This window comes from Pseudactinotalea sp. HY158 (assembly GCF_009660225.1).
GTDB lineage: Bacteria > Actinomycetota > Actinomycetes > Actinomycetales > Beutenbergiaceae > HY158.
The window spans coordinates 3118625-3144398 of the sequence record NZ_CP045920.1; the positions used below are offsets into that span (position 1 = coordinate 3118625).

Annotated in this window: 23 protein-coding genes and 4 tRNA genes; 6 read left to right on the forward strand and 21 right to left on the reverse strand. The window is 71.0% G+C overall.

Going from position 1 to position 25774, the window contains the following annotated elements:
- Positions 1 to 69: 69 nt before the first annotated feature.
- The 9 genes from GCE65_RS13740 to GCE65_RS13780 all read right to left on the reverse strand — a co-directional run bounded on the left by GCE65_RS13740 (position 70) and on the right by GCE65_RS13780 (position 11732).
- On the reverse strand, positions 70 to 3951 hold the full coding sequence (locus GCE65_RS13740; protein ID WP_153878778.1) for a DNA-directed RNA polymerase subunit beta': 3882 nt from the start codon (positions 3949 to 3951) through the stop codon (positions 70 to 72).
- 94 nt (positions 3952 to 4045) lie between these two features.
- The gene (rpoB, locus tag GCE65_RS13745) at positions 4046 to 7555 is read right to left on the reverse strand and encodes a DNA-directed RNA polymerase subunit beta (protein WP_152910157.1); all 3510 of its coding nucleotides are present in this window, start codon (positions 7553 to 7555) and stop codon (positions 4046 to 4048) included.
- Between the two features lie 367 nt (positions 7556 to 7922).
- Positions 7923 to 8309, reverse strand: coding sequence for a 50S ribosomal protein L7/L12 (gene rplL / locus GCE65_RS13750; RefSeq protein ID WP_152910158.1), 387 nt, complete (start codon positions 8307 to 8309; stop codon positions 7923 to 7925).
- 60 nt (positions 8310 to 8369) lie between these two features.
- Complete coding sequence (gene rplJ, locus GCE65_RS13755) at positions 8370 to 8900, reverse strand: 50S ribosomal protein L10 (RefSeq protein WP_152910159.1); 531 nt, start codon at positions 8898 to 8900, stop codon at positions 8370 to 8372.
- Between the two features lie 343 nt (positions 8901 to 9243).
- Complete coding sequence (rplA, locus tag GCE65_RS13760; protein ID WP_152910160.1) at positions 9244 to 9960, reverse strand: 50S ribosomal protein L1; 717 nt, start codon at positions 9958 to 9960, stop codon at positions 9244 to 9246.
- A gap of 83 nt (positions 9961 to 10043) precedes the next feature.
- On the reverse strand, positions 10044 to 10475 hold the full coding sequence (rplK, locus tag GCE65_RS13765; RefSeq protein WP_152910161.1) for a 50S ribosomal protein L11: 432 nt from the start codon (positions 10473 to 10475) through the stop codon (positions 10044 to 10046).
- Positions 10476 to 10513: 38 nt separating this feature from the next.
- Positions 10514 to 11233, reverse strand: coding sequence for a transcription termination/antitermination protein NusG (nusG, locus tag GCE65_RS13770; protein ID WP_153878779.1), 720 nt, complete (start codon positions 11231 to 11233; stop codon positions 10514 to 10516).
- A 62-nt stretch (positions 11234 to 11295) separates the two neighbouring features.
- Positions 11296 to 11583 (reverse strand): preprotein translocase subunit SecE, encoded by a 288-nt coding sequence (gene secE / locus GCE65_RS13775; protein WP_152910162.1) that lies wholly within the window; start codon positions 11581 to 11583, stop codon positions 11296 to 11298.
- Positions 11584 to 11656: 73 nt separating this feature from the next.
- Positions 11657 to 11732, reverse strand: a tRNA-Trp gene (locus tag GCE65_RS13780).
- 141 nt (positions 11733 to 11873) lie between these two features.
- Between GCE65_RS13780 and GCE65_RS13785 the strand changes: the two genes are divergently transcribed.
- Positions 11874 to 12938 carry an adenosine deaminase gene (locus GCE65_RS13785; protein WP_153878780.1) on the forward strand — a complete coding sequence of 355 codons (1065 nt, stop codon included), beginning with the start codon at positions 11874 to 11876 and terminating at the stop codon, positions 12936 to 12938.
- On the opposite strand, the gene GCE65_RS13790 is transcribed toward GCE65_RS13785, so the two are convergent.
- Both GCE65_RS13790 and GCE65_RS13795 read right to left on the reverse strand, forming a co-directional pair.
- Positions 12925 to 14010: a UDP-N-acetylmuramate dehydrogenase gene (locus tag GCE65_RS13790; protein WP_153878781.1), complete on the reverse strand. Its 1086-nt coding sequence runs from the start codon at positions 14008 to 14010 to the stop codon at positions 12925 to 12927. The two genes, GCE65_RS13785 and GCE65_RS13790, sit on opposite strands and share 14 nt — an antisense overlap.
- Positions 14007 to 15278 (reverse strand): MFS transporter, encoded by a 1272-nt coding sequence (locus tag GCE65_RS13795; protein ID WP_228759962.1) that lies wholly within the window; start codon positions 15276 to 15278, stop codon positions 14007 to 14009. The genes GCE65_RS13790 and GCE65_RS13795 overlap by 4 nt, the downstream gene beginning before the upstream one ends.
- Positions 15279 to 15360: 82 nt before the next feature.
- On the opposite strand from GCE65_RS13795, the gene GCE65_RS13800 reads away from it, so the two are divergent.
- Positions 15361 to 16383, forward strand: coding sequence for a LacI family DNA-binding transcriptional regulator (locus GCE65_RS13800; RefSeq protein ID WP_152910164.1), 1023 nt, complete (start codon positions 15361 to 15363; stop codon positions 16381 to 16383).
- 30 nt (positions 16384 to 16413) lie between these two features.
- Here the strand turns inward: GCE65_RS13800 and GCE65_RS13805 are convergent, their stop codons facing one another.
- From GCE65_RS13805 to GCE65_RS13830, 6 genes are all read right to left on the reverse strand, one after another.
- A complete protein-coding gene (locus GCE65_RS13805; protein ID WP_153878782.1) occupies positions 16414 to 16878 on the reverse strand; it encodes a MaoC/PaaZ C-terminal domain-containing protein in 465 nt (154 codons plus the stop codon).
- The gene (locus tag GCE65_RS13810) at positions 16875 to 17321 is read right to left on the reverse strand and encodes a MaoC family dehydratase N-terminal domain-containing protein (RefSeq protein ID WP_152910165.1); all 447 of its coding nucleotides are present in this window, start codon (positions 17319 to 17321) and stop codon (positions 16875 to 16877) included. Before GCE65_RS13810 ends, GCE65_RS13805 begins: the two co-directional genes overlap by 4 nt.
- 8 nt (positions 17322 to 17329) lie before the next feature.
- Positions 17330 to 17500: a 50S ribosomal protein L33 gene (gene rpmG, locus GCE65_RS13815; RefSeq protein WP_153878783.1), complete on the reverse strand. Its 171-nt coding sequence runs from the start codon at positions 17498 to 17500 to the stop codon at positions 17330 to 17332.
- A 57-nt stretch (positions 17501 to 17557) separates the two neighbouring features.
- A tRNA-Met gene (locus GCE65_RS13820) sits at positions 17558 to 17631 on the reverse strand.
- Between the two features lie 47 nt (positions 17632 to 17678).
- A tRNA-Thr gene (locus GCE65_RS13825) sits at positions 17679 to 17751 on the reverse strand.
- 80 nt (positions 17752 to 17831) lie between these two features.
- Positions 17832 to 17916 (reverse strand) — tRNA-Tyr (locus GCE65_RS13830).
- On the opposite strand from GCE65_RS13830, the gene GCE65_RS13835 reads away from it, so the two are divergent.
- A complete protein-coding gene (locus GCE65_RS13835; protein ID WP_153878784.1) occupies positions 17895 to 18035 on the forward strand; it encodes a hypothetical protein in 141 nt (46 codons plus the stop codon). The genes GCE65_RS13830 and GCE65_RS13835 overlap by 22 nt on opposite strands.
- Before the next feature lie 30 nt (positions 18036 to 18065).
- Positions 18066 to 18563 carry a YajQ family cyclic di-GMP-binding protein gene (locus GCE65_RS13840; protein WP_152910166.1) on the forward strand — a complete coding sequence of 166 codons (498 nt, stop codon included), beginning with the start codon at positions 18066 to 18068 and terminating at the stop codon, positions 18561 to 18563.
- 7 nt (positions 18564 to 18570) lie between these two features.
- Here GCE65_RS13840 and GCE65_RS13845 read toward each other — a convergent pair whose 3' ends face one another.
- A complete protein-coding gene (locus tag GCE65_RS13845; RefSeq protein WP_153878785.1) occupies positions 18571 to 19035 on the reverse strand; it encodes a low molecular weight phosphatase family protein in 465 nt (154 codons plus the stop codon).
- A 152-nt stretch (positions 19036 to 19187) separates the two neighbouring features.
- Between GCE65_RS13845 and GCE65_RS13850 the strand changes: the two genes are divergently transcribed.
- Positions 19188 to 20369, forward strand: coding sequence for an ArsO family NAD(P)H-dependent flavin-containing monooxygenase (locus tag GCE65_RS13850; RefSeq protein ID WP_153878786.1), 1182 nt, complete (start codon positions 19188 to 19190; stop codon positions 20367 to 20369).
- Positions 20370 to 20404: 35 nt separating this feature from the next.
- Positions 20405 to 21604 (forward strand): MFS transporter, encoded by a 1200-nt coding sequence (locus GCE65_RS13855; RefSeq protein WP_194928718.1) that lies wholly within the window; start codon positions 20405 to 20407, stop codon positions 21602 to 21604.
- Between the two features lie 25 nt (positions 21605 to 21629).
- On the opposite strand, the gene GCE65_RS13860 is transcribed toward GCE65_RS13855, so the two are convergent.
- The 3 genes from GCE65_RS13860 to eccB all read right to left on the reverse strand — a co-directional run bounded on the left by GCE65_RS13860 (position 21630) and on the right by eccB (position 25772).
- Positions 21630 to 23030 (reverse strand): FAD-dependent oxidoreductase, encoded by a 1401-nt coding sequence (locus GCE65_RS13860; RefSeq protein WP_153878788.1) that lies wholly within the window; start codon positions 23028 to 23030, stop codon positions 21630 to 21632.
- Between the two features lie 76 nt (positions 23031 to 23106).
- Entirely contained in the window at positions 23107 to 24417 is a 1311-nt protein-coding gene (locus GCE65_RS13865) for a S8 family serine peptidase (RefSeq protein WP_153878789.1), read from the reverse strand.
- Complete coding sequence (gene eccB / locus GCE65_RS13870) at positions 24417 to 25772, reverse strand: type VII secretion protein EccB (RefSeq protein WP_153878790.1); 1356 nt, start codon at positions 25770 to 25772, stop codon at positions 24417 to 24419. The genes GCE65_RS13865 and eccB overlap by 1 nt, the downstream gene beginning before the upstream one ends.
- Between the last annotated feature and the right edge of the window lie 2 nt (positions 25773 to 25774).

Consider the following 25774-nt stretch of genomic DNA (forward strand, 5'->3'; position numbering starts at 1 on the left):
CCCGCCGCCCTCCGGGACGTCGAACGGCCCGCCTCCCGAGGGGAGACGGGCCGTTCGTCGTCGGTCGGCTCAGCGGAAGTCCGTGAATCCGCCGAGGTCGAGTTCCTCGAGCGCGATCGGGTCGCCGACGTCGGGCAGCGGCGCGTAGTCGATCTCGTCGTAGCCGAAGCTCGGGTAGAGCTCCGCCTTCGCCTCCTCGGTCGGCTCCACCTTGATGTCCCGGTAGCGGGCGAGGCCCGTGCCGGCGGGGATGAGCTTCCCGAGAATGACGTTCTCCTTGAGGCCGAGCAGGGAGTCCGACCGACCGCTCATCGCGGCCTCGGTCAGCACCTTGGTCGTCTCCTGGAACGACGCGGCCGACAGCCACGAGTCCGTCGCCAGCGAGGCCTTGGTGATTCCCATGAGCTCCGGTCGACCGGAGGCCGGCACGCCCCCTTCGGAGACGACCCGGCGGTTCTCGTCCTCGAACCGGCCACGCTCGGCCAGTTCACCGGGCAGCAGCCGCGACTCGCCCGAGTCGAGCACGGTCACGCGCCGCAGCATCTGCCGCACGATGACCTCGATGTGCTTGTTGTGGATGTCCACACCCTGCGAACCGTAGACCAGCTGCACCTCGTCGACCAGGTGCTTCTGAACGGCCCGCGGGCCGAGGATGCGCAGCACCTTCTTCGGGTCGACCGCGCCGGCCACGAGCTGCTGACCGACCGAGACGTGCTCGCCGTCGCCGACGAGCAGCCGGGCACGCTTGGAGACCTGTTCGACGATCTCCTCGCTGCCGTCGTCCGGGGTGACGATGATCCGGCGGGACCGGTCGGTGTCCTCGATGCCGACCCGGCCGGCCATCTCGGCGATCGGCGCCTCCCCCTTGGGGGTGCGGGCCTCGAAGAGCTCGGTCACACGCGGCAGACCCTGGGTGATGTCCTCCGCCGACGCGACACCACCGGTGTGGAAGGTGCGCATCGTCAGCTGGGTTCCCGGCTCACCGATCGACTGGGCCGCGATGATGCCGACGGCCTCGCCGATGTCCACGAGCTTGCCCGTGGCCAGCGACCGCCCGTAGCACTTGGCGCAGGTACCCACCCGGGACTCGCACGTGAGCACCGAACGGACCTTGATCTCCTCGACGCCGGCCGCGATGAGTCCCTCGATGAGGACGTCTCCGACGTCGTCGCCGTTGGAGCCCAGCACGGTGCCGTCGGCGCCGCTCACCTGCCCCGCGAGGGTCCGCGAGTACACGCTCGTCTCGACCTTCTCGTGACGACGGGCGACACCGTGGTGGTCCTTCTCCACGATCGGCATGACGAGGCCCCGTTCGGTGCCACAGTCGAGCTCGCGGATGATGACGTCCTGGGAGACGTCGACGAGGCGACGCGTGAGGTATCCGGAGTCCGCGGTCCGCAGCGCCGTGTCCGCCAGGCCCTTGCGGGCACCGTGCGTGGCGATGAAGTACTCGAGGACCGACAGTCCCTCACGGTAGTTCGACTTGATCGGGCGGGGGATGATCTCGCCCTTCGGGTTGGCCACGAGGCCGCGCATTCCCGCGATCTGGCGGACCTGCATCCAGTTGCCGCGGGCGCCGGAGCCGACCATCGTGTTGACGGCGTTCTCCTGGGGGAAGTTCGCCCGCATCGCCACGTCGACCTCGTTGGTCGCCTGGGTCCAGATCTCGATGAGCTCGTTGCGACGCTCGTCGTCGGTGGTCAGACCGCGGTCGTACTGGCCCTGGACCTTCGCGGCACGGGCCTCGTAGGCCTCGAGGATTCCCGCCTTGGCATCCGGCGTGACGACGTCGGAGATCGCGATCGTCACCCCCGAACGGGTGGCCCAGCCGAATCCGGCCTCCTTGAGCGCATCGAGGCTCGCGGCGACCTCGACCTTCGGGTAGCGCTCCGCGAGGTCGTTGACGATGCCCGAGAGCTGCTTCTTGTCGACGACCTCGTTGATGTACGGGTAGTCGATCGGCAGCGCCTCGTTGAAGATGGTCCGGCCCAGGGTGGTGGACAGGGTCATCGGCTCGCTCGGGTTCCAGCCCTCGGGAACCTCGACGTCGGCACCCGGCACGAAGTCCGAGACCCGCACGGTGATCTGTGCGTTGAGGTCGAGCTCGCCGGCGTCGAACGCCATCCGCGCCTCGGCCGGGTTCGTGAAGCTCCGGCCCTCGCCGGGTGCGCCGTCCTTGCCCACGGTCAGGTGGTACAGGCCGATGATCATGTCCTGGCTGGGCATGGTCACCGGGCGCCCGTCCGAGGGCTTGAGGATGTTGTTGCTCGAGAGCATGAGGATCCGGGCCTCGGCCTGGGCCTCCGTGCTCAACGGCAGGTGCACGGCCATCTGGTCGCCGTCGAAGTCGGCGTTGAACGCGCCGCAAACGAGCGGGTGCAGGTGGATGGCCTTGCCCTCGACCAGCTGCGGCTCGAAGGCCTGGATGCCGAGCCGGTGCAGGGTGGGCGCACGGTTGAGGAGCACCGGGTGCTCGGTGATGACCTCCTCGAGGACGTCCCACACGACCGGGCGGGCGCGCTCGACCATCCGCTTGGCCGACTTGATGTTCTGGGCGTGGTTGAGATCGACCAGGCGCTTCATCACGAACGGCTTGAACAGCTCGAGCGCCATCTGCTTGGGCAGACCGCACTGGTGCAGCTTGAGCTGCGGCCCGACGACGATGACGCTTCGACCCGAGTAGTCGACGCGCTTGCCGAGCAGGTTCTGACGGAACCGGCCCTGCTTGCCCTTGAGCATGTCGGAGATCGACTTGAGCGGACGGTTCCCCGGTCCGGTCACCGGCCGACCACGGCGGCCGTTGTCGAACAGCGAGTCGACGGCCTCCTGAAGCATGCGCTTCTCGTTGTTGACGATGATCTCCGGCGCGCCCAGGTCGAGGAGCCGCTTGAGGCGGTTGTTCCGGTTGATGACCCGGCGGTAGAGGTCGTTCAGGTCGGAGGTGGCGAAGCGGCCACCGTCGAGCTGGACCATCGGGCGCAGGTCCGGCGGGATCACCGGGATCGCGTCGAGCACCATCCCGAGCGGGGAGTTGTTCGTGGTGAGGAACGCGTTGACGACCTTGAGGCGCTTGAGCGCCCGCGTCTTGCGCTGTCCCTTGCCGGACCGGATGGTCTCCCGCAGCGATTCGGCCTCGGCCGCGAGGTCGAAGGTCTCCAGTCGGCGCTGGATCGCCTCCGCCCCCATGGAGCCCCGGAAGTAGTTCCCGTAGCGGTCCTGGAGCTCGCGGTAGAGCATCTCGTCGCCCTCGAGATCGGCGACCTTGAGGTTCGCGAACCGGTCCCAGACCCGCTGGAGCCGGTCGAGCTCGTTCTCCGCGCGCTTACGGATCTGCGCCATCTCGCGCTCGGCGGAATCGCGCACCTTGCGGCGGGCGTCGGCCTTCGCGCCCTCGGCCTCGAGCTCGGCCAGGTCGGTCTCGAGCCGCTCACCGCGCTGGGCGATGGCCAGGTCGCGCTGCGACTCGAGCTCGGTGCGCTCGAGGGCGATCTCGTTCTGCAGGCTCGGCAGGTCCTCGTGCCGGCCCTCCTCGTCGACCCACGTGATCATGTAGGCCGCGAAGTAGATGACCTTCTCGAGGTCCTTCGGGGCGAGGTCGAGCAGGTAGCCCAGCCGCGACGGCACGCCCTTGAAGTACCAGATGTGGGTGACGGGCGCGGCGAGCTCGACGTGGCCCATCCGCTCGCGGCGGACCTTCGAGCGGGTGACCTCCACACCGCACCGCTCACAGATGATGCCCTTGAACCGGACCCGCTTGTACTTGCCGCAGTAGCATTCCCAGTCACGGGTGGGTCCGAAGATCTTCTCGCAGAACAAGCCGTCCTTCTCGGGCTTGAGCGTGCGGTAGTTGATGGTCTCCGGCTTCTTCACTTCACCGTGGGACCAGGCACGAACTTCGTCCACGGTGGCCAGACCGATACGAAGCTCGTCGAACGCGTTGACGTCGAGCACTATTCCTACTTCCTTCGACTCGCGATAGTCGTATGGAGTTGATTGTGAACCGAGGGCGTCCGCGGCCCGGCCGGACCGGGCCGCGGACCGCCACTCAGATCTCTTCGACGCTGCTCGCGTCGGGGCGACGGGACAGGTCGATACCGAGTTCCTCCGCAGCTCGGTAGACCTCCTCGTCGGTGTCGCGCATCTCGATCTCGGTGCCGTCCGCGGACAGCACTTCGACGTTGAGGCAGAGCGACTGCATCTCCTTGATGAGCACCTTGAAGGACTCGGGGATGCCGGGCTCGGGGATGTTCTCCCCCTTGACGATCGCCTCGTACACCTTGACGCGGCCGGGAACGTCGTCCGACTTGATCGTCAGGAGCTCCTGCAGCGCGTACGCGGCGCCGTAGGCCTCGAGCGCCCACACCTCCATCTCGCCGAACCGCTGGCCACCGAACTGCGCCTTCCCCCCGAGGGGCTGCTGGGTGATCATCGAGTACGGACCCGTGGAACGGGCGTGGATCTTGTCGTCCACGAGGTGGTGCAGCTTGAGGATGTACATGTAGCCCACCGAGACCGGCTTCGGGAACGGCTCCCCGGAGCGACCGTCGAAGAGCATCGCCTTCCCGCTGGAGTCGATGAGCCGCTCGCCGTCGCGGCCGGGCAGCGTGCAGTCGAGCAGGCCGCGCAGCTCGTACTCGCGCAGCCCGTCGAAGACCGGCGTGGCGACCGTGCTGTCGGGCGCGGCCTTGAGGGCCTCGGGCGCGAGGTTCTCGGCCCAGGCCGGCAGCTCTCCGTTCTTGGCCTGCTCGATCCCGGCGTCCCAGCCCTGCTTGGCGACCCACCCGAGGTGGGTCTCGAGCACCTGGCCGACGTTCATGCGGCCCGGCACGCCGAGCGGGTTGAGGATGATGTCCACGGGGGTGCCGTCCTCGAGGAACGGCATGTCCTCGATGGGCAGGATCTTCGAGATGACACCCTTGTTGCCGTGGCGGCCGGCGAGCTTGTCGCCGTCCGTGATCTTCCGGCGCTGCGCGACGTACACGCGCACGAGCTGGTTGACGCCCGGGGGCAGCTCGTCGCCGTCCTCCCGGTTGAACTCCCGGACCGCGATGATGGTCCCGGACTCGCCGTGCGGCACCTTGAGCGAGGTGTCGCGCACCTCACGGGCCTTCTCGCCGAAGATGGCGCGCAGGAGGCGCTCCTCCGGCGTCAGCTCGGTCTCGCCCTTGGGCGTGACCTTGCCGACGAGCACGTCGCCGGCCCCGACCTCGGCACCGATGCGGATGATGCCGCGCTCGTCCAGGTCCGCCAGCACCTCGTCGGAGACGTTCGGGATGTCCCGCGTGATCTCCTCCGGGCCCAGCTTCGTGTCGCGGGCGTCGACCTCGTACTCCTCGATGTGGATCGAGGAGAGCACGTCGTCCTGCACGAGCCGCTGGGAGAGGATGATCGCATCCTCGTAGTTGTGCCCTTCCCAGGCCATGAACGCCACGAGCAGGTTCCGTCCGAGCGCGAGTTCGCCCTCGTCGGTGGCGGGACCGTCGGCCAGCACGGAGCCGACCTCGACCCGCTGGCCCTCGTCGACCAGCACGCGCTGGTTGTAGGAGGTCCCCTGGTTCGAGCGGCGGAACTTCGCCACGCGGTAGTTGAACTGGCTGCCGTCGTCCTGGGTGACCACGATGGCGTCGGCCGATACCTCGGTCACGACCCCCGGCTTCGCGGCGACGATGACGTCACCGGCGTCCACGGCGGCCCGGCGCTCCATGCCGGTGCCCACGAGCGGCGACTCGCTGCGCACCAGCGGGACGGCCTGGCGCTGCATGTTGGCGCCCATGAGGGCACGGTTCGCGTCGTCGTGCTCGAGGAAGGGGATCATGGCCGTGGCGACCGAGACCATCTGCCGGGCGGAGACGTCCATGTAGTCCACGTCCTCGGCGGGCACGTCGATCGCCTCCCCGCCGCGGGTCCGCACGAGCACGGTCTCCTCGGCGAAGCGGCCGTCGTCGGTCAGCACGGCGTTCGCCTGGGCGATGACGTAGCGGTCCTCGTCGTCGGCGGTCAGGTACTCGACGTCGTCGGTCACCAGGCCGGAGCGCACCTTGCGGTACGGGGTCTCGACGAAGCCGAACGGGTTGATGCGTCCGTAGGTCGCGAGCGAGCCGATGAGGCCGATGTTCGGGCCCTCCGGGGTCTCGATCGGGCACATGCGGCCGTAGTGCGAGGGGTGCACGTCACGCACCTCCATGCCGGCCCGGTCACGGCTCAGACCACCGGGGCCGAGCGCGTTGAGGCGGCGCTTGTGGGTCAGGCCCGCGAGCGGGTTGTTCTGATCCATGAACTGCGAGAGCTGCGAGGTGCCGAAGAACTCGCGGATCGAGGCGACGACCGGGCGGATGTTGATGAGGGTCTGCGGCGTGATCGCCTCGACGTCCTGGGTGGTCATGCGTTCGCGGACCACGCGCTCCATCCGCGACAGCCCGGTGCGCACCTGGTTCTGGATGAGCTCACCCACGGCGCGGATCCGGCGGTTGCCGAAGTGGTCGATGTCGTCGGTCTCGACGACGACCTCGACCGGCTCGCCGTGCCGGCTGCCGGCCATGGTCGAGGAGTCCTGGTGGAGCGCCGCGATGTACTTGATGGTCGCGACGATGTCGGAGTTCGACAGCACCGAGTCGTCGAGCGGGGCGTCGACGCCGAGCTTCTTGTTCACCTTGTAGCGACCGACCTTCGCGAGGTCGTAGCGCTTGGGGTTGAAGTAGAAGTTCTCGAGCAGCGCGCTGCCGGCCTCGACCGTCGGCGGCTCGCCGGGACGGATCTTGCGGTAGAGGTCGAGCAGGGCCTCGTCCTGGGTGTGGACGACGTCCTTCTCCAGGGTCTCGAGCACCGTGGGGTACTCGGCGAACTCCTCCCGGATCTCCGACTCGGTCAGCCCGAGGGCCTTGAGCAGGACGGTCACGGGCTGCTTGCGCTTGCGGTCGACGCGCACGCCGACGGCGTCCCGCTTGTCGATCTCGAACTCGAGCCACGCACCCCGGGACGGGATGATCTTGGCGGTGAAGACGTCCTTGTCGGAGGTCTTGTCGGGGGTCCGCTCGAAGTAGACGCCCGGGGACCGCACGAGCTGGGAGACGACGACCCGCTCGGTGCCGTTGATGATGAACGTGCCGCGCTCGCTCATGAGCGGGAAGTCCCCCATGAACACGGTCTGCGACTTGATCTCGCCGGTCGTGTAGTTGACGAACTCGGCCGTGACGAACAGCGGGGCCGAGTAGGTGAAGTCCTTGTCCTTGGACTCCTGGGAGGAGTACTTCGGCGGCTCGAAGCGGTGGTCGCGGAAGGACAGGGACATCGTCTGACCGAAGTCCTCGATCGGAGAGATCTCCTCAAAGATCTCTTCCAGCCCGGAGACCGAGGGGACCTCGTCTTCTCCGGCGGCGGCGACCCGCGCCTGCCATGCTTCGTTCCCGAGGAGCCAGTCGAAGCTCTCCGTCTGGAGCCCGAGCAGGTCGGGCGCCTGCATCGGCTCGATGATCTTCTGGAACGAGACACGGCGGGATGCCGTCCGGTTTGCAATTGCGTCAGCGTGAGGAGCAGTAGGGGTGCGCGAGGCAGCCAAGAGGGGTTCCTTCCCTACGGAGTGTGTGTGCACACGCGCGTGTTCGTGGTCGAGGTGCGGCCCGGCGCACCCGACGGTTCACCACTCCTGCCCGCCGGTCGCCCGGGCGTATGCTGGGAGTGGATCCACCACCTGAGGTGCGCTGGGAAACATGCCGAGGTCAGAGCACGCGCAAAGCGACAGCATAGCCGCTGCCACGTGGCGAGTCCACCGCGGGAGGCCCGCTGTGACCGACGACACGAACCGCGGCCGACCGGGCCCGAACCGGGCCGACTCCGCCGAGCGCGCGTGAGAATGCCGAGAGCCCGGCCGCGGCGGTCCCCCACCGCGGCCGGGCTCTCGAGATCGCGCCGTCAGCGCGATCGGGTCACTTGATCGTGACGCCGGCTCCGGCGGCCTCGAGGGCCTCCTTGGCCTTCTCGGCCACGTCCTTGGCCACGGCCTCCAGGACGGCCTTCGGTGCGGCGTCCACGAGGTCCTTGGCCTCCTTGAGGCCGAGGGACGTGAGGGCGCGCACCTCCTTGATGACCTGGATCTTCTTGTCGCCGATCGAGTCGAGGACGACGTCGAACTCGGTCTGCTCCTCCTCGGCGGCGGCGTCGCCACCGGCCGGGCCGGCGGCCACGGCCACGGCGGCCGGGGCGGCGGCGGTGACGTCGAAGGTGTCCTCGAACGCCTTGACGAACTCGGAGAGCTCGATGAGGGTCAGGTCCTTGAATGCGTCGATGAGCTCGTCGGTGCTGAGCTTAGCCATGGTGGCTTCCTTCCGTTGTGTCCTGCTTGCGCAAGAAGCGTGTGGGTGAAAGACGCGCGCTCAGGCGGCGGCGTCGGTGGTCGCCTGCTTCTCGCGCAGGGCTTCGATGGTGCGAACGGCCTTGGAGGCCGGCGCGTTGAACAGCTGAGCCGCCTGGTGCAGCTTGGCCTTCATCGCCCCGGCGGCCTTGGCCAGGAGCACCTCGCGGGACTCGAGGTCCGCGAGCTGGGTGACCTGCTCCGCCGAGAGTGCGTTGCCGTCGAGCACCCCGCCCTTGATGACGAGCTGCGGGTTGTCCTTGGCGAAGTCGCGCAGACCCTTCGCGGCCTCGACCACATCGCCCTCGACGAAGGCGACGGCCGAGGGGCCGACGAACTTCCCCTCGAGCGCGTCGAGCCCGGCCTCCCGGGCGGCGATGGCGCTGAGCTTGTTCTTCACCACGGCGTACTGCGTGGAATCACCGAGGGCGGTGCGCAGCCGCTTGAGCTGGGCCACCGTGAGCCCTCGGTACTCGGTCAGCACTGCGGCGTTCGAGCTCCGGAAACGCTCCGTCAGCTCCGCGACCGCGGCTGCCTTATCAGGCCGTGCCATGGGCCCCTCCTTTACGATTCAGGACCATCGGCCCCGGCACGAGAAAAGCCCCGTGCGCAGGGCACGGGGCTCGCATGGTTCCCGTGGGGACGGGGCGGAACTCCTGGCACCTGCGCAGGCTCCGTCGTGACGGACTTGGACCGATCGTGCGTGCAGATCGGTAACCGGCGGTCTTTGGCAGCCTTCATCGTAGCGGTCGCGTACGGACGACGCCAACTCGCCCCGGGTGGTCTGGCTCACGTGGGCGAGTTCCGCCGTCCCGAATCGAGGACGGACGTGCCGCAACGGCGGCGAGCGCCCCACCCGAGGGTGAGGCGCTCGCCGCGGTTCGCGTGTGGGTCCCTCAGGCGCCCGCCTCGCCCGTCAGGTCGCTCGTGGCGGCCGGGTCGAGCGGGATGCCCGGGCCCATCGTCGTGGAGACGACGGCCTTGCTGATGTAGCGGCCCTTCGCCGACGACGGCTTGAGCCGCAGGATCTCCTCGAGGGCGGCGGCGTAGTTCTCGACCAGCTGCACGTCGCTGAAGGAGGACTTGCCGACGATGAAGTGGAGGTTGGCGTGCTTGTCGACGCGGAACTCGATCCGGCCGCCCTTGATGTCGTTCACGGCCTTGGTCACGTCCATCGTGACGGTCCCGGTCTTCGGGTTCGGCATGAGACCGCGGGGGCCCAGGACGCGGCCGAGCCGGCCCACCTTGCCCATGAGGTCCGGGGTCGCCACGGCGACGTCGAAGTCCGTATATCCGCCGGCGACCTTCTCGATGAGCTCGTCGCCACCGACCTCGTCGGCGCCGGCCGCGATGGCCTGCTCGGCACGCTCACCGGTGGCGAAGACCAGGACCCTGGCGGTCTTGCCGGTGCCGTGCGGCAGGTTCACGGTGCCGCGGACCATCTGGTCGGCCTTGCGGGGGTCGACCCCGAGCCGGAAGGCGACCTCGACGGTGCTGTCGAACTTGGTGGTGGCGGACTTCTTCGCCAGCCGCATGGCCTCCAGCGGGTTGTGCTGGTGGCTGCGGTCGATGAGCTGGGCCGCGTTGCGGTACCCCTTGGAACGCGTGGTCATCTGCTGTTCTCCTAATGATGTGCGAGCAGTCGTGGTGCGGGCCCGCGCGGCCCTGCCACTGGAAAGAGTGTGTGTCGGCCCGATCAGTCGTTGACGGTGACGCCCATGGAGCGGGCGGTGCCGGCGACGATCTTGGCGGCCGCGTCGATGTCGCGGGCGTTGAGGTCGGCCATCTTGGTCTGGGCGATCTCGCGCACCTGGTCACCGCTGATGGAGGCGACCTTGACGGTGTGCGGGGTGGCCGAGCCCTTGCCGACACCGGCGGCCTTCTTGATGAGCTCTGCGGCCGGCGGGGTCTTCGTGATGAACGTGAAGGACCGGTCTTCGTAGACCGTGATCTCCACGGGGATCACGTTGCCGCGCTGCGACTCGGTGGCCGCGTTGTAGGCCTTGCAGAACTCCATGATGTTGACGCCGTGCTGACCGAGCGCGGGCCCGATCGGCGGGGCGGGGTTGGCGGCGCCGGCCTGGATCTGGAGCTTGATCAGCCCGGCGACCTTCTTCTTGGGAGGCATGGGGGTCCTTTTGAATCGTGTTTGAGCTTGGGTTCAGCTCAGATCTTGGCGATCTGGTTGAACGACAGTTCGACCGGGGTCTCCCGGCCGAAGATCGAGACCAGCACGGTCACCTTCTGGTTCTCGGGCGAGATCTCGGAGACCGTGGCGGGGAGCGTGTCGAACGGGCCGTCGGTCACGGTGACGGATTCGCCGATCTCGAACTCGACGTGCACCGGCGTCGCCGCGGCCCCGCCGCCGGCAGCGACCGGAGCGGTCTTCGCCTCGAGGGCCGGGGCGAGCATCGACATGACCTCGTTGAGCGTGAGCGGCACCGGAGAGTGCGTGTTGCCCACGAAGCCGGTGACGCCCGGGGTGTGGCGCACGGCCCCCCAGGACTCGTCGGTCATGTCCATCCGCACGAGCACGTAGGAGGGGATGCGCACCTTCTTCACGAGCTTGCGCACCGAGTTCTTGATCTCGACGACCTCCTCCATGGGGACTTCCACCTGGAAGATGTAGTCCTCCATGTTCAGGGAGGTGGTGCGCGACTCGAGGTTCGCCTTGACCCGGTTCTCGTAGCCGGCGTAGGAGTGGATGACGTACCAGTCGCCGGGCAGGAAACGCAGCTCGCGCTTGAACTCGGCGAGCGGGTCCTCCTCCACGGCCACGCGGGTGCCTGCGACCTCGGGCGTGGCGACAGCGTCCGGCTCGTCGGCCGGAGCCACCGTGTTGTCGGCGTTCTCGACCGTCTCGGCGTCGGAAGGCTGCTCAGACACGGGGGACCTACTCTCTCTCCTGAGGATTCCTCGGGCGACTCGAACGTGGGTGGCGGTCGGGATCAGCGCGCGAATGCCCAGAACATGAGCTTGCCGAACAGGAAGTCCAGCACTCCGACGTACGCCATGACCGCGATGACGAACACGAGCACGACGATGATGTACGTGCCCCACTCGTTCCGACTCGGGGTGACGACCTTCTTCAGCTCGGTGACGACCTGCTTGAAGAAGGTGAGGATCCGCGCGAAGAGGTTCGGCTTGGACGCGGGCTTGCGTGCCTTGGACGAGGGCGTCTTGGCACGTGAGATGCCGTCGGCGCCGCCGTCTGACGCATTCACGGACATACTCATGACCTTCCTCACCGGGTACCTGAACCGAACCGGGCCGAAGTCGACGATCGGATGATGATCGACGCCGGCCCGCTGGCAGGGCAGGAGGGACTCGAACCCACAACCGCCGGTTTTGGAGACCGGTGCGCTACCAATTGCGCCACTGCCCTACGCGGTGACCTCGCCCGCCACGTCTTCCGGACCCGAGGGGCACCGGCATTCGTGGCAGTCGCAGCTACCGTCCATCAGTGTACGGGACATCCGGCCCGAGGTCGAACCAGGGTCTGCCCCGCGGCCTCTAGGGTATCCGGATGGACGTCGTCAGTCAGCGTGATCTCGCTCTCCTGCCCAAGGCGCACCTGCACCTGCACTTCACCGGCTCGATGCGCCCGGCCACGCTCGTCGAGCTCGCCGAGGAGCAGGGAAGGCGACTTCCGCCGTCGCTCCGGAGCGCGGCCACGATTCCCGATTCCCTGCGCCTGCCCGCCACCCAGCGCGGCTGGTTCCGGTTCCAGCACCTCTACGACGCGGCCCGGGCGGTGGTCGACTCCGAGGCCGTCATGAGGAGGATCGTGCGCGAGGCCGCGCAGGACGACGCCGCCGAGGGATCCCGGCGGCTCGAACTGCAGGTGGACCCCACCTCGTACGCGAAATTCGTGGGCGGAATCACCCCCGCGCTCGAGATCATCCTCGACGAGGCGCGCTCGGCGAGCGCCGACACCGGCGTCGAGGTGGCGATCATCGTCGCCGCCTCGCGGATCCGCCATCCCCTCGAGGCCCGCACCCTCGCCCGGCTCGCCGCCCGGCACGCCGGCCGGGTCATCGGCTTCGGGCTGAGCAACGACGAACGCCGAGGCGATACGGGCGCGTTCGGGCCGGCGTTCGAGATCGCTCAGCGCGCCGGCCTCGCGCTCGTGCCGCACGGCGGCGAACTCCTCGGCCCGGCCCACGTGCGGGAGGTCGTGGACGCGCTGCACCCCGACCGCATCGGTCACGGGGTGCGCAGCGTCGAGGATCCGGCGCTGCTCGCGCGGCTGGTCGAGGCCGGCGTGAGCCTCGAGCTGTGCCCCGGCTCCAACGTCTCGCTGGGGGTCTACGGGCAGGCCGAGTCGGTGCCGCTGACCCGCCTCATGGCGGCGGGGGCACAGATCGCGCTCGGGGCCGACGACCCGCTCCTGTTCGGGTCCCGACTCGTGGATCAGTACCGGATCGCGCGCGAGGTGCACGGGGTCGACGACACCGGCCTCGCCCGGCTCGCGGCCGGCTCGATCCGGGCGAGTCGGGCCGAGGAGACGACGAAGGCCCGCCTGCTCGCCGGCGTGGACGCGTGGCTGGCGGACCTTCCGGGCGCCGGGCCCGGCCTCAGTCGAGGCTGACGCCGACGAGCACCGGTTCGGGCACGAGCGTGATGCCGAAGGCGCCCGCGACCCGGGCCCGCACGGCCCGGGCGAGATCGAGCAGTTCGGCGGCGCTGGCGCCACCGCGGTTGGTCAGCGCGAGCACGTGCTTGCCGGACAGGGCGGCGCGCCCGCCGAGGCCGAAGCCCCGCTCGAGCCCGGCCCGCGCGATGAGCCACGCGGCGGAGGTCTTGACCAGGTCCGTGCCCCGCACGTCGAAGGCCGGGGCGCCGGCGGGAACGAGCCCGCGGGCGACGATCGGATTCGTGAAGAACGAGCCGGCGCTCCACGTGTCGTGGTCGCCGTCGTCGAGCACCATGCCCTTGCCCGCGCGCAGCGCACGGACGGCGGAGCGCACCCGGGCGGCATCCGTCCGGCCGCCGAGGGGCTCGTCGAGTGCCGCGGCCAGTTCGGCGTAGCGGATCGGCGCCGAGAGGGTCGCGAGCCGGAACTGGAAGCTCACCTCGAGCACGACGTAGCGCGGGGTCACGCCCCAGCGCCCGCCGAGGGAGGACTTGAGCAGGGAGCTGCGGTAGCCGAAGCCGAGCTCACCGGCGGCGAAGGTGCGCACCCGCTGCTCGGCGCGGTCCCAGCAGCGGACCGTCGAGACGACCTCGGCGATCTCCTGGCCGTAGGCGCCGACGTTCTGCACGGGGGTCGCGCCGGTGCTGCCCGGGATCCCGGTGAGGCATTCGATGCCCATCCAGCCCTCGGCGATCGCAGCGTCGACCACGTGCTCCCACGGCGTGCCGGCGCTCACGCGCACGACCGCTCCCCCGCAGGCGTCGGCCGATTCGACGTCGATGGCCGTGCGGCGATCCCGCACGACCGTGCCCGCGAAAGGGCCGTCGCCGGCGAGGACGTTCGATCCGCCGCCGAGGACGAGGAGACCGGCGCCGGCCGCCGTGCCCACGGGTTCGGCGGATCTGCTCGATCCGGCGTCGGCCGCCCGCACGGCGTCGATGAACTCGGCCTCGCTCTCGACGTCGACGAGCGTGGCCACCGGACCGCCGACGCGCAGGGTGGTCAGATCGGCCAGGCGGGTACTCACTCGGCCACAGTAGCGCCGGTCGCGGTGTCGGCCGAATCCCGCGCGGGCTCGGGCGCCGCCATCGCCCCGGTCACGAGGAGGCCGATGACGAGCGGCACGAGGATCGCGAGGAGGGCGTGCCGGTAGCCCACGTGCGTAGCGAGCAGCCCGAGCAGCGTGGGTCCGACGAGGAAGGCGCTGTAGCCGATGGTGGAGACCACCGAGAGCCGGGCCGCGGCGTGGAGGGGATCGTCCGAGGCCGCGCTCATGCCGACCGGGAATCCGAGCGCCGCGCCGAGGCCCCACAGTACGGCGCCCACGAGCGCGAACGGCAGGCTCGGTGCGAAGCCGAAGACGGCCAGCCCGGCGATCGCGAGGCCGGCGCAGGTGCGCAGGACGGCCACCCTCCCGAAGCGGTCGAGCAGCCACGTGCCGGCGAAGCGCATGACGGTCATCGCGGTCATGAACACGGTGAGCCCGAAGGCGCCCTCGTGCTCCGGCACGTCGAAGCCCTCGGAGATCCCCAGGGCGAGCCAGTCGTTGGCGGCGCCCTCGGTCAGGGCCGCGGCGAGCACCACGAGCCCGATGAGCCAGGTGCGCCCCTCGAGCCAGGCGCGCAGGTACCCGCGACCGGGGGTCGCACGGGTCGCAGGAGTCGCAGGGGCCGTAGTGGCCACAGTGGCCGCAGGGAGCGGATCGCGGCGAGGGACGCGCGGGAAGCCGCGGACGCCGACGAGCACGACGACGAGCATGACGGCCAGCGCCAGCCAGATGTGCACGGTGATCGCCACCCCGGCACGCGAGAGCAGGGTGCCCATGCCCGCGCCGGCGACCGTTCCGAGCGAGAAGAAGCCGTGGAACCAGGGCATGATCGCGCGGCCGATGGCGCGTTCGACATGGGTGCCCGCGAAGTTCATGCTCACGTCGAGCGCGCCGATGCCGGCCATCGCCACGAGGAGTCCGCCGGCGACCCCGAGCGGGAGTCCCGCCGGAACCGCGGCCACCGCCGCGCCCATCCCCGCGACCGCGACGACTCCGGAGACGACTGCCGCCGTGGCCGATCCGAGGCGTTCGATCACGCGGCCGGCGAGGGGCATGGCGAGCAGGGACCCCAGCGAGCCGACGAGCAGGATGAGGCCGACCTCGTGCGGCTCCAGGTCGAGGGTGTACTTGACCGTCGGGATGCGCGAGGCCCAGTTCGCGAACGCGAACCCGTTCGCGAAGAACACCGCCATGACGGCCGCAGCCGCCCAGCGCGCGGTGGCGCGCTCGGATTGGGTCGAAGCCAAAGACAGTCCTCGGGTCGAAGCTCGAAACGATTCGAACAGCGTACGTTAGGGTGGCGGAGTTTCCCATTCCAGGAGGTAGGTCATGGTGGCGTCGGTCACGCTCACGGAGGTGGCACGCGCCGCCGGGGTGTCGCTCTCGACCGCCTCGCTCGCCTTCTCCGGCGCCGGTCCGATCGCCGCCGCGACGCGCGAGCGCGTGCTCGGGGCGGCCGCCGACCTCGGCTACACCGGGCCCAATCCCATGGCGGCCTCGCTGCGGCGAGGGCGCAGCGGGGTCGTGGGGATCGTCATCGACAACGACCTGCGCTACTCCTTCCGCGACCCGGTCTCGCTGCAGACGCTCGACGGCATCACGGAATCCCTGGGCGAGGCGGGCTACGGGGTGCTGCTCATCCCCCGCGAGGACCCGGCGGGCCGTCCCCATCCCCTCCTGCAGAACGCCGCCATCGACGCGGCCATCCTGTTCTACGCGCTCGCCCCCCGGGATCGGGCCGTGCGCACGCTGCGCGGCCGCGGCGTGGCGATGATCGCACTCAACGGGCGCCCCCGCGGGGCCACGAGCATCACGGTCGAGGACGAACGGGGCATGCGCCTCATCGCCGAACACCTGCGCGCCCGCGGGCACACCCGCGTGGCGCTCGCCACGCTGCCGTACTCACCCGGACTTCGACGCGGCGAGGTCGATCCCGCCGACGATCCCGTCTACCAGGTGACCGCGCACCGGCTCGCCGGGCTGCGCAGCGGCGGGATCGAACCGGTGGCGATCTGGGAGTGCCGCGGTTCGCTCGTCGACGAGGGCATCACCGCCGGGCATGCGCTGCTCGCGCACCACCCCACCGCGCTCGTGGGCCAGTCGGATCTCATCGCGGCCGGGATGCTCCTGGCGGTGCGCGAGCGGGAACTCGCGGTCCCCGACGACGTCGCCGTGGCGGGATTCGACGGAGTGGACCTGCCCTGGATCGGGGAGGACCGGCTCACGACGATCGATCAGCCGCGCCGCGACCGCGGCAAGGTCATCGCCGAGGCCGCGATCGAGCTGGCCCACGGGCGACCTGCCCGCGGTCGTGTGCTCGGCGTCGAGCTCCGGCCGGGCTCGACCTCCTGAGCCGGGTCGGCCGCGTGTTGTGGGCGGCGATCAGGTCAGGCGGACGCGCGCCTGCGCCTTGCCGAGCACGGCCTTCCCGGCCAGGGTGACCGCCAGGTCGATCCGGGCGGTCGGCACGGGTCCTGAGTCGGCCGAGTCGGCTGAATCCGCCGAATCGTCGGCCTCGATCGCGCCGATGCGCGCGACGATCGTCAGGGCGACCTCGCCCGGATCGGGCACGGGCACGGGGCGAGTGAAGCGCACGCCGTAGCTCAGCAGGTCCGCCGGGTCGCCGAGCCAGTCGGTCAGCGCCGCGCCCGCCAGCCCCATGGTGAGCATGCCGTGGGCGATGACGCCGCCCAGGCCCACCTCGGTGGCCACCCGGTCGCTGTAGTGGATGGGGTTGAAGTCCCCGGAGGCGCCGGCATAACGGACGAGCCGGGCCCGGTCGATCACCCGGGTGACCTCGAACAGAACGGTACCGATCTGCGCATCGGCGGCGAGCGTCGTCCTCACGCGTCCTCCCCGCGGACGGCGAGCGTGGACTCGACGCTGCCGACCGCCACCCCGGCGGCGTCGGTCAGGTCGACCCGCGTCGTCACCATCGTGATCGAGGCGCGCGTGGCGATCGAGACCACCCGGGTGACCGTGGAGATCTCGTCGCCGGCCACGAGCGGGCGGGCCGGCGTGAAGGTCTCGTTCGCGTGCACGACCCGGCTGAAGTCGATCGCGGCGCCCGGATCCTCGATGTACTCGGCCTCGGCGCGCTGGGCGATGACGACGGCGAAGGTCGGCGGGGCCACGACGTCGGCGTAGCCGCGCGCCCGGGCGGCGGCCGCGTCGCGGTGGATCGGCGAGTCGGCGGCCACGGCGTCGGCGAACTCGGAGATCTTGGCCGCGGACACGACGTAGGGCGGGGTTCCGTGGAACTCCCGCCCTACGTAGTCGGCGTTGACCATCGCTGCGCTCAGCGGGTCTCGCGGTGGTTGGTCTTGGCGTTGCAGCGCGCGCAGAACTTCGCAAGCTCCAGCCGGTCGGGGTTGTTCCGGCGGTTCTTCTTGGTGATGTAGTTGCGGCTCTTGCACACGTCGCAAGCGAGGGTGATCTTCGGGCGGATGTCCGCTGACTTGCTGGCCACTGGTGTTCCTCACGTCGGGTTGCGCGGCGGGCGCTACTAGATGCTACGTCTTCACGGTAGCGGGGGCGGGGATCGAACCCGCGACCTCACGATTATGAGTCGTGCGCTCTTACCGTCTGAGCTACCCCGCCGCGTGCTCCCGGCGTCCCCCCGAGAGGGGCGACGGACCGAGAACCAGAGCCCCGATAGGGAATCGAACCCTAGACCTTCTCCTTACCATGGAGACGCTCTACCGACTGAGCTATCGGGGCAGCGGGAACGAGAGTACATGCTCCGCGGGCGTTCCGCGAATCGTGGACCGGTGTTCCCTCACCGTGACGTGGTCACGGCTTGGTGGCGGGTGAGGGATTCGAACCCCCGAAGCATTCCGCGGCTGATTTACAGTCAGCTCCCTTTGGCCACTTGGGTAACCCGCCTGGGCAGCACGGTCCTGCTCGCGCTGCTGGTCGTGCTGGCGACCCGTCCGGTGGTGGACCGGTGGGCCGGATGGAACAATAGCAAGTTCTGGGCCCGCGTGACCAACCGGGCACTGTGATGTACCCGGCACCTGCAGGAAGGACACACCATGGCAGCGGACTCCTCGTTCGACATCGTCAGCAAAGTGGACCGACAGGAGGTCGACAACGCGCTCAACCAGACCGCCAAGGAGGTCTCCCAGCGCTACGACTTCCGCGGGGTGGGGGCGAGCATCTCGTGGGAGGGCGAGACCGTGCTCATGGTTGCGAACGCGCCCGATCGCGTGCTCGCGATCCTCGACGTCTTCCAGTCCAAGCTCATCCGCCGGGGCGTCTCGCTCAAGGCGATCGACACCGGCGAGAACGAGCCGGTGCCGTCGGGCAGGGAGTACCGCCTCGCCGGCGCCCTCAAGGAGGGGCTGAGCAGCGAGAATGCGAAGAAGATCACAAAGCTCATCCGCGACGAGGGCCCCAAGGGCGTCAAGACCCAGATCACCGGCGACGAGGTGCGCGTGAGCTCGAAGTCGCGCGATCACCTGCAGGGGGTCCAGGAGTTGCTCAAGGACGCGGACATCGACGCCGCGCTGCAGTTCGTCAACTACCGCTGATCGCGGGTCAGCGCCGGCCTCGGGGCCGGCGATGCTCCGTGCGGGCGAACTCGGCGAGCAGGGCCGTCACGCGGGCGTCGATGTCGTCGCGCACGAGGCGCATCCGCTCGATGCCCTCGATGCCTCGGGCGGAGGGCTCGTCGGTGTGCCAGGTCTCGATGGCCCCGGCCATGCCCGCCACCGGCTCGACCTCGGCCTCGTCGCCGAGGATCACGACCCGGTCCACGCGACGCAGGAGTGCCGGGTCGATGGGCTTGGGGCGCCCGCCGGACATGTCCGCGCCGACCTCGGCGATCACCTCGGCGGACAGGGCGTTGATCGTCGCCCCGGGGAGCGTGCCGGCGGAGTGGACCTCGACGCTCCCGGCCGCGTGGTGTTCCATCAGCGCGGCGGCCATCTGGGACTTGCCGCCGTTCTTGACGCAGACGAACAGCACGGCGGGCTGCGGGGTGGGGGCCTGCGGCGTGGGCATCGCTCGGGTCTCCTGTCTCGGGTGAGGGGTCGGGCGCGACGGTGGTGACGCTCGGAAGCCCACCGGCCGCATCGGCCGATGTCGCCGCCGATGCCGTCGTGGACGTGGACACTATCGAGACGTATCGATCGACGTCAATGTACGGTGGCGGGATGATCCCGCGACCGACGCCGAAGGTGGAGCCGGCCCGTGTCGTCGACGTCCTGGTCATCGGCGGCGGCCAGGCCGGTTTGGCCGCCGGCTTCCACCTGCATCGCCGGGCGCGGGACGCCGCCCGCGGCCGCGGCGGACCGGCCCCCAGCTACGCGATCCTCGACGCCAACGCCCGCCCCGGCGGAGCCTGGCAGCACTACTGGGACACCCTGGAGCTGTTCTCCCCGGCCGCCTACAGCTCCCTGCCCGGATACCGCATGCCCGCCTGGGACGGGCCGGGCAATCCGTCGGCCGGGCACGTGGTGTCGTACCTGGGCGCCTACGAGGACCGGTATGGGCTGCCCGTGCACCGGCCCGTCACCGTCCATGCCGTCGAAGGCCACCCGGGCGGCGGCTACCTCACCCACACCGATCGGGGCACCTGGGTGAGCCGGGTGGTCGTCAACGCCACCGGCTCCTGGCGGCGCCCCTTCATCCCGAGGCTTCCCGGCGCGGACACCTTCGCCGGCGCCCAGGTGCACACGACCGGCTACCGGTGCCGAGCGGTCTTCGCCGGGGCGCGGGTCGCGGTGATCGGCGGGGGCAACTCCGGCGCACAGATCGCCGCCGATCTGCTCCCGGCCGCCGCATCGGTGACCTGGGTGACCCGCCGGCCCCCGCGCTACCTGCCCGACGACGTCGACGGCCGGGCCCTGTTCGCCCTCGCCACCGACCACGTCCAGTCCCGTGGGCACGACGAGCACGGCAGGATCGGCAGGGTCGGCTCCCTCGGCGACATCGTCGCCGTTCCGGCGGTCCGGCAGGCCCGCGACGCCGGGCGGCTGGAGGCGAGACCGATGTTCTCCGGCTTCACCGCCACGGGAATCCGCTGGGACGACGGCCGCTCCCTGGCGATCGACACGGTGCTCTGGTGCACCGGCTTCCGCCCCGATCTGGGCCACCTGCGGCCCCTGGGCCTCACGCGCGATGGGCGCAATGGGTCCGTCCCGGCCACCACCGGCGACCCGCCCACCCGATCCCGAGACCGGCCCGGGATGTACTTCCTCGGCTACGGGGACTGGGTCGGCGCCGCCTCGGCCACTCTCATCGGCGTCGGGGCCCCCGCCCGCGCCACCGTCGCCTCGAGCGTGATCACGAGCCTGCGGTCCTCGGGCGCCGCATCCACCCGGATGGGCCCGTAGGAGGAATGGAGCGACCGGCGGTCTACGGTGGGCCCATGCCGACCACTCCCGGGCGGTTCCCGTGGGCGCGCCTCGCGCCGCTGTGCCTCGCGGTCATGCTCACAGTGAGCGCAGAGACCCTCCCGGCGGGCGTCATGCCCGCCATGGCCGCCGACCTCGGCGTGCCCGAGACGGCGATCGGCACCCTCGTCGCCGTGTGGGGCCTCACGGTCATCCTCACCTCGATCCCGCTCGTGCGCCTCCTCGCCCGGGCCGACCGCCGGGCCGTCGTGGGCATTGCGCTCACGGGAATGGCCGTGGGGAACCTGGCCACCGCCCTCGCCCCGGGCTACGCCGCGGCGTTCGCCTCGCGTCTCGTGGGGGCGACGTTCCACGGAGTGTTCTGGGCGATGGTCGTCGTGTACGCCAGTTCCCTGCTGCGTCCGGCCCACCTGGCCGCGGGCATCGCGATCGTCACGGGTGGATCCCAGCTGGCGGCCGCCCTCGCCATCCCGGCGGCGGCCGCGGCGGTCGAGGTGGTGAGCTGGCGCTGGATCTGCGCCGCCGTGAGCATCGCGGCACTCGGGATCGCCGCCGTCATCCTGCGGGCCCTCCCGCCCGACCCGGCCGACCCACCCGCGGCCGCGGACGTGCGGGCGGCGCGGCCCGCGCCGGGCCGCCGGGCCGCGGGCCGGCTCGCCACCCCGCTCCTGCTCAGCGCGGCGGCCCTCCTGTTCGTCTTCGGTCACTTCGTGGTCTACACCTACATCACCCGGTTCCTGACCCAGGTCTCCGGCGTCGACGACGCCCGGCAGGGCCTGCTGCTCGGGATCATCGGCGTGGCGAGCATCGCCGGCCTCGTGCTCTCGGGCCCGGTGACGAATCGGTGGCCGAGCCGCGGCCCGATCGTGCTCTTCGCCCTGTTCGCGGCGGCGATGGTGCTCGTGGGCACGGCGGGGCCCCGCCTCGGGCTCCTGGCCGCCGGCCTGGCGCTGTGGGGGCTCATGTTCGGCACGATCGGACCGACCGTGCAGGCCCTCGCGCTGCACGCGACCCCACCGGCGCACCGCGCGTTCGTCTCGGCGGCCATGGTCGTCGCGTTCAACCTCGGCATCTCGAGCGGCTCGTGGGCCGGCGGCCTCGTGCTCGGGGCCACCTCCTCCCCCGCGCTCAGCCCCTTCGTCGCGGCCGTGGCCCTGACGGCGGGCGCCGGGCTGGCGGTCGTGGTCGCGGTCCGCCGCCCCCGGCAGGCGTGAACGCCACTCGGCCGGCGGACGTGCGTCAGCTGCCGCTGGGCTGCTCGGCGTGCTCGCGATCCGCGCGGGAGATCTGCGTCATCTCCTCGCGGCTGACGACCTTGACGCGGTCCCGGCCGGCCTGCTCTCCGAGAGCCCGCTCGTAGGTGTCGAGCAACTCCCAGCCGTGCCAGGTGGTGAAGGGCACTCCGTCGGCCTCGAGCTTGCGGAGAATGGCGTCGGGATCACGTTCGCTCGCGGTGCGCCGGCCGTCGGCGAACTCCTCGAGGAGGTTCCGGATCGTCTCGGCGGCGTCGGACTTGGTGGAACCGATGAGGCCGATCGGCCCCCGCTTGATCCAGCCCGTGGCGTACATGCCGGGCACGGCGCGGCCGTCGTCACCGATGATGCGGCCGCCGTCGTTCGGGATGACCCCGGCGACGGCGTCGTAGGGCACACCGGGCAGCGGCGACCCGAAGTAGCCGACCGCCCGGTAGACGGCCTGCACCTCGAAGTCCTCGAACCGGCCGGTGCCGCGGACGGAGCCGTCGCCCGCGAGTTCGGTGCGCTCGGTGCGCAGCCCGGTCACCCTGTCCGTGCCCAGCACCTCGGCCGGGCTGTGCAGGAAGTGCAGGTGTACGCGCCGGGAGGCGGTCATCTCCGCCGGGTCGCGCAGGGTCCAGTCGGTCAGGGTCTTGACCACCTGCTTGGTCTGGTTCGAGGCGCGGATCGCCTGCTCCGACCCCTCGTCGAAGTCGAAGTCCTCGGGGTAGACGACCACGTCGACGTCGGGAACCTGCCCCAGCTCGCGCAGCTCGAGCGGCGTGAACTTCGCCTGGGCGGGCCCGCGCCGCCCGAAGAGGTGCACGTCGGTGACCGGATTGGCGCGCAGGCCCTCCTCGACGTTCTCCGGGATCTCCGTGACCATGAGGTCCTCGGGGTGCTTGGCGAGGATCCGGGCCACGTCCAGGGCGACGTTCCCCGCCCCGAGGACCGCGACCTCGGTGGCCTCGAGCGGCCACGTGCGCGATACGTCGGGGTGTCCGTCGTACCAGGAGACGAAGTCGGCCGCGCCGTAGGAGCCGGGCAGGTCCACTCCGGGGATGTTCAGGTCCGCGTCGCGGATCGCGCCGGTGGAGAAGATCACGGCGTCGTAGTGCTCGCGCAGATCCGCCGCCGTCAGGTCGGTGCCGTAGTCGACGTTGCCGAGCAGGCGGATGTCCCCGCGCTGGAGCACCTTGTACAGGGCGAGGATGATCCCCTTGATGCGGGGGTGGTCCGGGGCGACGCCGTAGCGCACCAGGCCGTACGGCGCCGGAAGTCGCTCGAACAGGTCGATCGACGCGTCGACATCGGCCTTCGAGAGGATGTCCGCGGCGTAGATGCCCGCGGGGCCTGCACCGACAACGGCGACGCGGAGCTGAGAGGTGCTGGGCACGGGGCTCATTTCAATCGACGGCTGGAACCATGAGCCAGTCTAGGCGCTCGATGCAACCGCACCGGGATCGCCCGTGACCCACGTCTCAGCTCGCAGGCCGGCGGCGGGTGAGCAGGAGCAGCAGCCCGACGACGGTGAGCCCGCCCAGGACCCACCAGAGCATCCGTTCGTGGGCCGCCTCGTCGGGATCGACCACCCGGCTCAGGTCCACTTCGGCGGCGGGAACCGTGGGGCGTTCCCGACTCCCCGCCACGGAGGCGGGCGGGGTCGGCCCCGGGGCGGACCCGTCGATGTACAGGGTGAGGGCGTCGAACGGGTTGACGACCCCCCACCCAACCGTCTCGTCGAACGTGCCGGTCACGGCCCCGGAGGAGGTCGCCTCGAGCCGGTAGGACCACTCCTGCGGGCCCGCATCCGGGAAGGCCCCGGCCACTAGGGCGGCGGCGGCCGCGACGTACCCGGTGGCATAGGACGGATCGGGGTCGGCGCCGAGGATGCAGTCGAGGGCTGCGAGGAACGTGGTGGGCGCGTTCTGGCCCGGGGCTGCGATGTCGACCCACGGCCCGCCCGGCGCCGCCCCGGGGGCGGCCGCCCCCGTCTCGGTCACGGGCGCCACGGCGAGCACCTCGGGATAGGCGGCCGGATACCAGGCCGCGCCGGGGCCGGCCGAGGCGGCGCCGGACTCCTCGTCCCAGCCGGCCTGGCGCTCGATGTCGCGGGAGCTGCCGGCCGAGGCGACGACGAGTGCCCCACCCGCGGTGGCGTCCTCGACCGCCGAGCGCAGCGCCGCCGAATCCCGGGTGGTGGCCGCCGGCACCGCGATGACCTGGGCCCCGTCCTGCGCTGCGGCGCGGATACCGGCGGCGAGCCGGGCCACGGTCAGCTGCAGCGTGTCCCGGTCGCTCCCGCCGCCCTCGCCGTAGCCGACGCGGATCGGCACGAGGGTGACCTCGGGTGCCGCGCCGATGACGCCGGACCCCTCGAGCCCGCGGGCGCCGATGATGCCCGCGACGGCTGTGCCGAGTCCGTCCGAGTCCTGCGACGCGGGCTCACCTGCCCGCACGACGTCGGCACCGCTCGTGACCGCGTCGGCCGGGAAGTGGGCGTTCTCCTGCGCGATCCCGGTGCCGACCACGGCCACCGACACCCCGTGGCCCCGGGTGATGGTCCAGGCACGGTCGAATCCCAGATCCGCGATCGCGGTCGGTGCCTCGGCCACGAGCCGCGGCGACTCCACGTCGCAGGACGGGGCGCCCGCCTCATCCGAGCCGTCTGCGCCCTCGGAGCCGCCCGACGTCTGTGCCCCGGCTGTCCCGAGCGCCGCTGGGCCGGTGCCGAGAACCGCGACGGCCGCCAGGACGGCCGCGGCCGCCGCGCGCGCGGCGCGTCCGGTCATCAGGTGCCGGCCCCGGCCAGGGCCGCGTCGGCCGAGAGCTGCGGGCCGTCTCGGAAGAGCGCCGCCCACGGGGCCGCGATGCGCGGGGGATCCACGTCCGGGTAGCCGAGCAGGGTGAGCGCCGTCGGCTTCCCGGCGGGGATCGGGTACAGGGTGCCCGACTCGTCCACGAGGCCCCAGCCGCCCTGGGCGCTTCCGAGGGCCACGAGCGCGCCCGCCCCGGGAGCGACCGTGATCCCCGCGGCCTCGGGGGCCTCGGTCGCCGCCACGAGCTCCGTGCTCGCCCGGCCCTGGTCGTCGGCGTGTTGCAGCTGGGCGCACGGGGCGCCGGTGAGCGGCTCCGGTTGGGCCGTGGGCCATTCCCGGGGCACGATCTCCGCGCTCGGCAGCCGCCGCAGGCTCTCCGCCTCGGAGAACGTCAGCGGCACCCGCTCGGGTCGGTCGTACAGGTTGAGCGCGAGATCCGTCAGCGGCGCCAGCTCGGAGTCGGCCGTGAAGGCGTAGGTGCCGTCGGCGTTGCCCTGGGCATCCGTGAGGACGACGACGCTGCCCACCGTGAGGGCGTCGCCCATGCCCGTGGCCGCCGTCGCGGCCGGAGAGAGCGGCTGCCCGGAACCGGGCATCGTCAGCGGGGTGATCGCCGGCCCCTCGACGAAGAGGTTGAGCCAGGTCCCCGGGACCTCGACCGCCTGGTTCCGGTCGGTCGAGAGCGCCAGGTCGACCCGGCCCGCGTCCACGGCCGCGATCGGGAAGCGGTAGGGGCCCCAGATGTAGAACAGGTCGCCGCCGCCCTCGGCCTTGACGAGCGCCCCGCGCGGGTCCGGGACCGTCGTCGCCCGCGTGGCGTCCTCGGCCGCCGGGACGCTCACGGCGACGCCGCCGCCCGAGGCGATGCACGCCGTCCATCCCGATTGGGTGAGCGAGTCGGCGGGGGTGAGGGCGTCGGGCGCGCCCGGGATCCCGACCGTGACGTTGCCGCGCGGGGTGTCGCCGAGCTGGGACTCCTTCAGAGTGGCGATGGCGAGGGTGCCGTCGTCCTCACCCGCGAGCAGCCGGGCGCTGGCGAGGTTGGCGACCGGGTGCAGGGTGCCGTTGAGCGCGACGTACCGCGCGCCGTTGTCGGCGACGATGACGAGACCGCGTTCGTCCCAGCCCTGCGGTGCCCGACCGCCGAACAGGCCGACGGCGAGCGAGCCGACCACGATGAGCACGCTGATCACCACCCCGACGATGATGCCCGCGAGCGGTGAGGAGGGCTCGAGTTCGCGGCCGCCGGGGGCACCGCTCGTGAAGGCCGTCACCAGCCGGCGTCGGGAGAATCCCTGGGCCGCGATGAGCTCTTTCTTCGATGCCACCG

Coding starts and splice junctions, on each gene's coding strand:
- GCE65_RS13840 (WP_152910166.1), top strand. CDS start 18,066: ATGGCAGCGGACTCCTCGTTCGACATCGTCAGCAAAGTGGACCGACAG.
- GCE65_RS13855 (WP_194928718.1), top strand. CDS start 20,405: ATGCCGACCACTCCCGGGCGGTTCCCGTGGGCGCGCCTCGCGCCGCTG.
- GCE65_RS13865 (WP_153878789.1), bottom strand. CDS start 24,417: ATGACCGGACGCGCCGCGCGCGCGGCGGCCGCGGCCGTCCTGGCGGCC.
- GCE65_RS13845 (WP_153878785.1), bottom strand. CDS start 19,035: ATGCCCACGCCGCAGGCCCCCACCCCGCAGCCCGCCGTGCTGTTCGTC.
- rplJ (WP_152910159.1), bottom strand. CDS start 8,900: ATGGCACGGCCTGATAAGGCAGCCGCGGTCGCGGAGCTGACGGAGCGT.
- GCE65_RS13800 (WP_152910164.1), top strand. CDS start 15,361: ATGGTGGCGTCGGTCACGCTCACGGAGGTGGCACGCGCCGCCGGGGTG.
- GCE65_RS13850 (WP_153878786.1), top strand. CDS start 19,188: ATGATCCCGCGACCGACGCCGAAGGTGGAGCCGGCCCGTGTCGTCGAC.
- secE (WP_152910162.1), bottom strand. CDS start 11,583: ATGAGTATGTCCGTGAATGCGTCAGACGGCGGCGCCGACGGCATCTCA.
- GCE65_RS13810 (WP_152910165.1), bottom strand. CDS start 17,321: ATGGTCAACGCCGACTACGTAGGGCGGGAGTTCCACGGAACCCCGCCC.
- GCE65_RS13785 (WP_153878780.1), top strand. CDS start 11,874: ATGGACGTCGTCAGTCAGCGTGATCTCGCTCTCCTGCCCAAGGCGCAC.
- rplK (WP_152910161.1), bottom strand. CDS start 10,475: ATGCCTCCCAAGAAGAAGGTCGCCGGGCTGATCAAGCTCCAGATCCAG.
- rplA (WP_152910160.1), bottom strand. CDS start 9,960: ATGACCACGCGTTCCAAGGGGTACCGCAACGCGGCCCAGCTCATCGAC.
- rplL (WP_152910158.1), bottom strand. CDS start 8,309: ATGGCTAAGCTCAGCACCGACGAGCTCATCGACGCATTCAAGGACCTG.
- GCE65_RS13860 (WP_153878788.1), bottom strand. CDS start 23,030: ATGAGCCCCGTGCCCAGCACCTCTCAGCTCCGCGTCGCCGTTGTCGGT.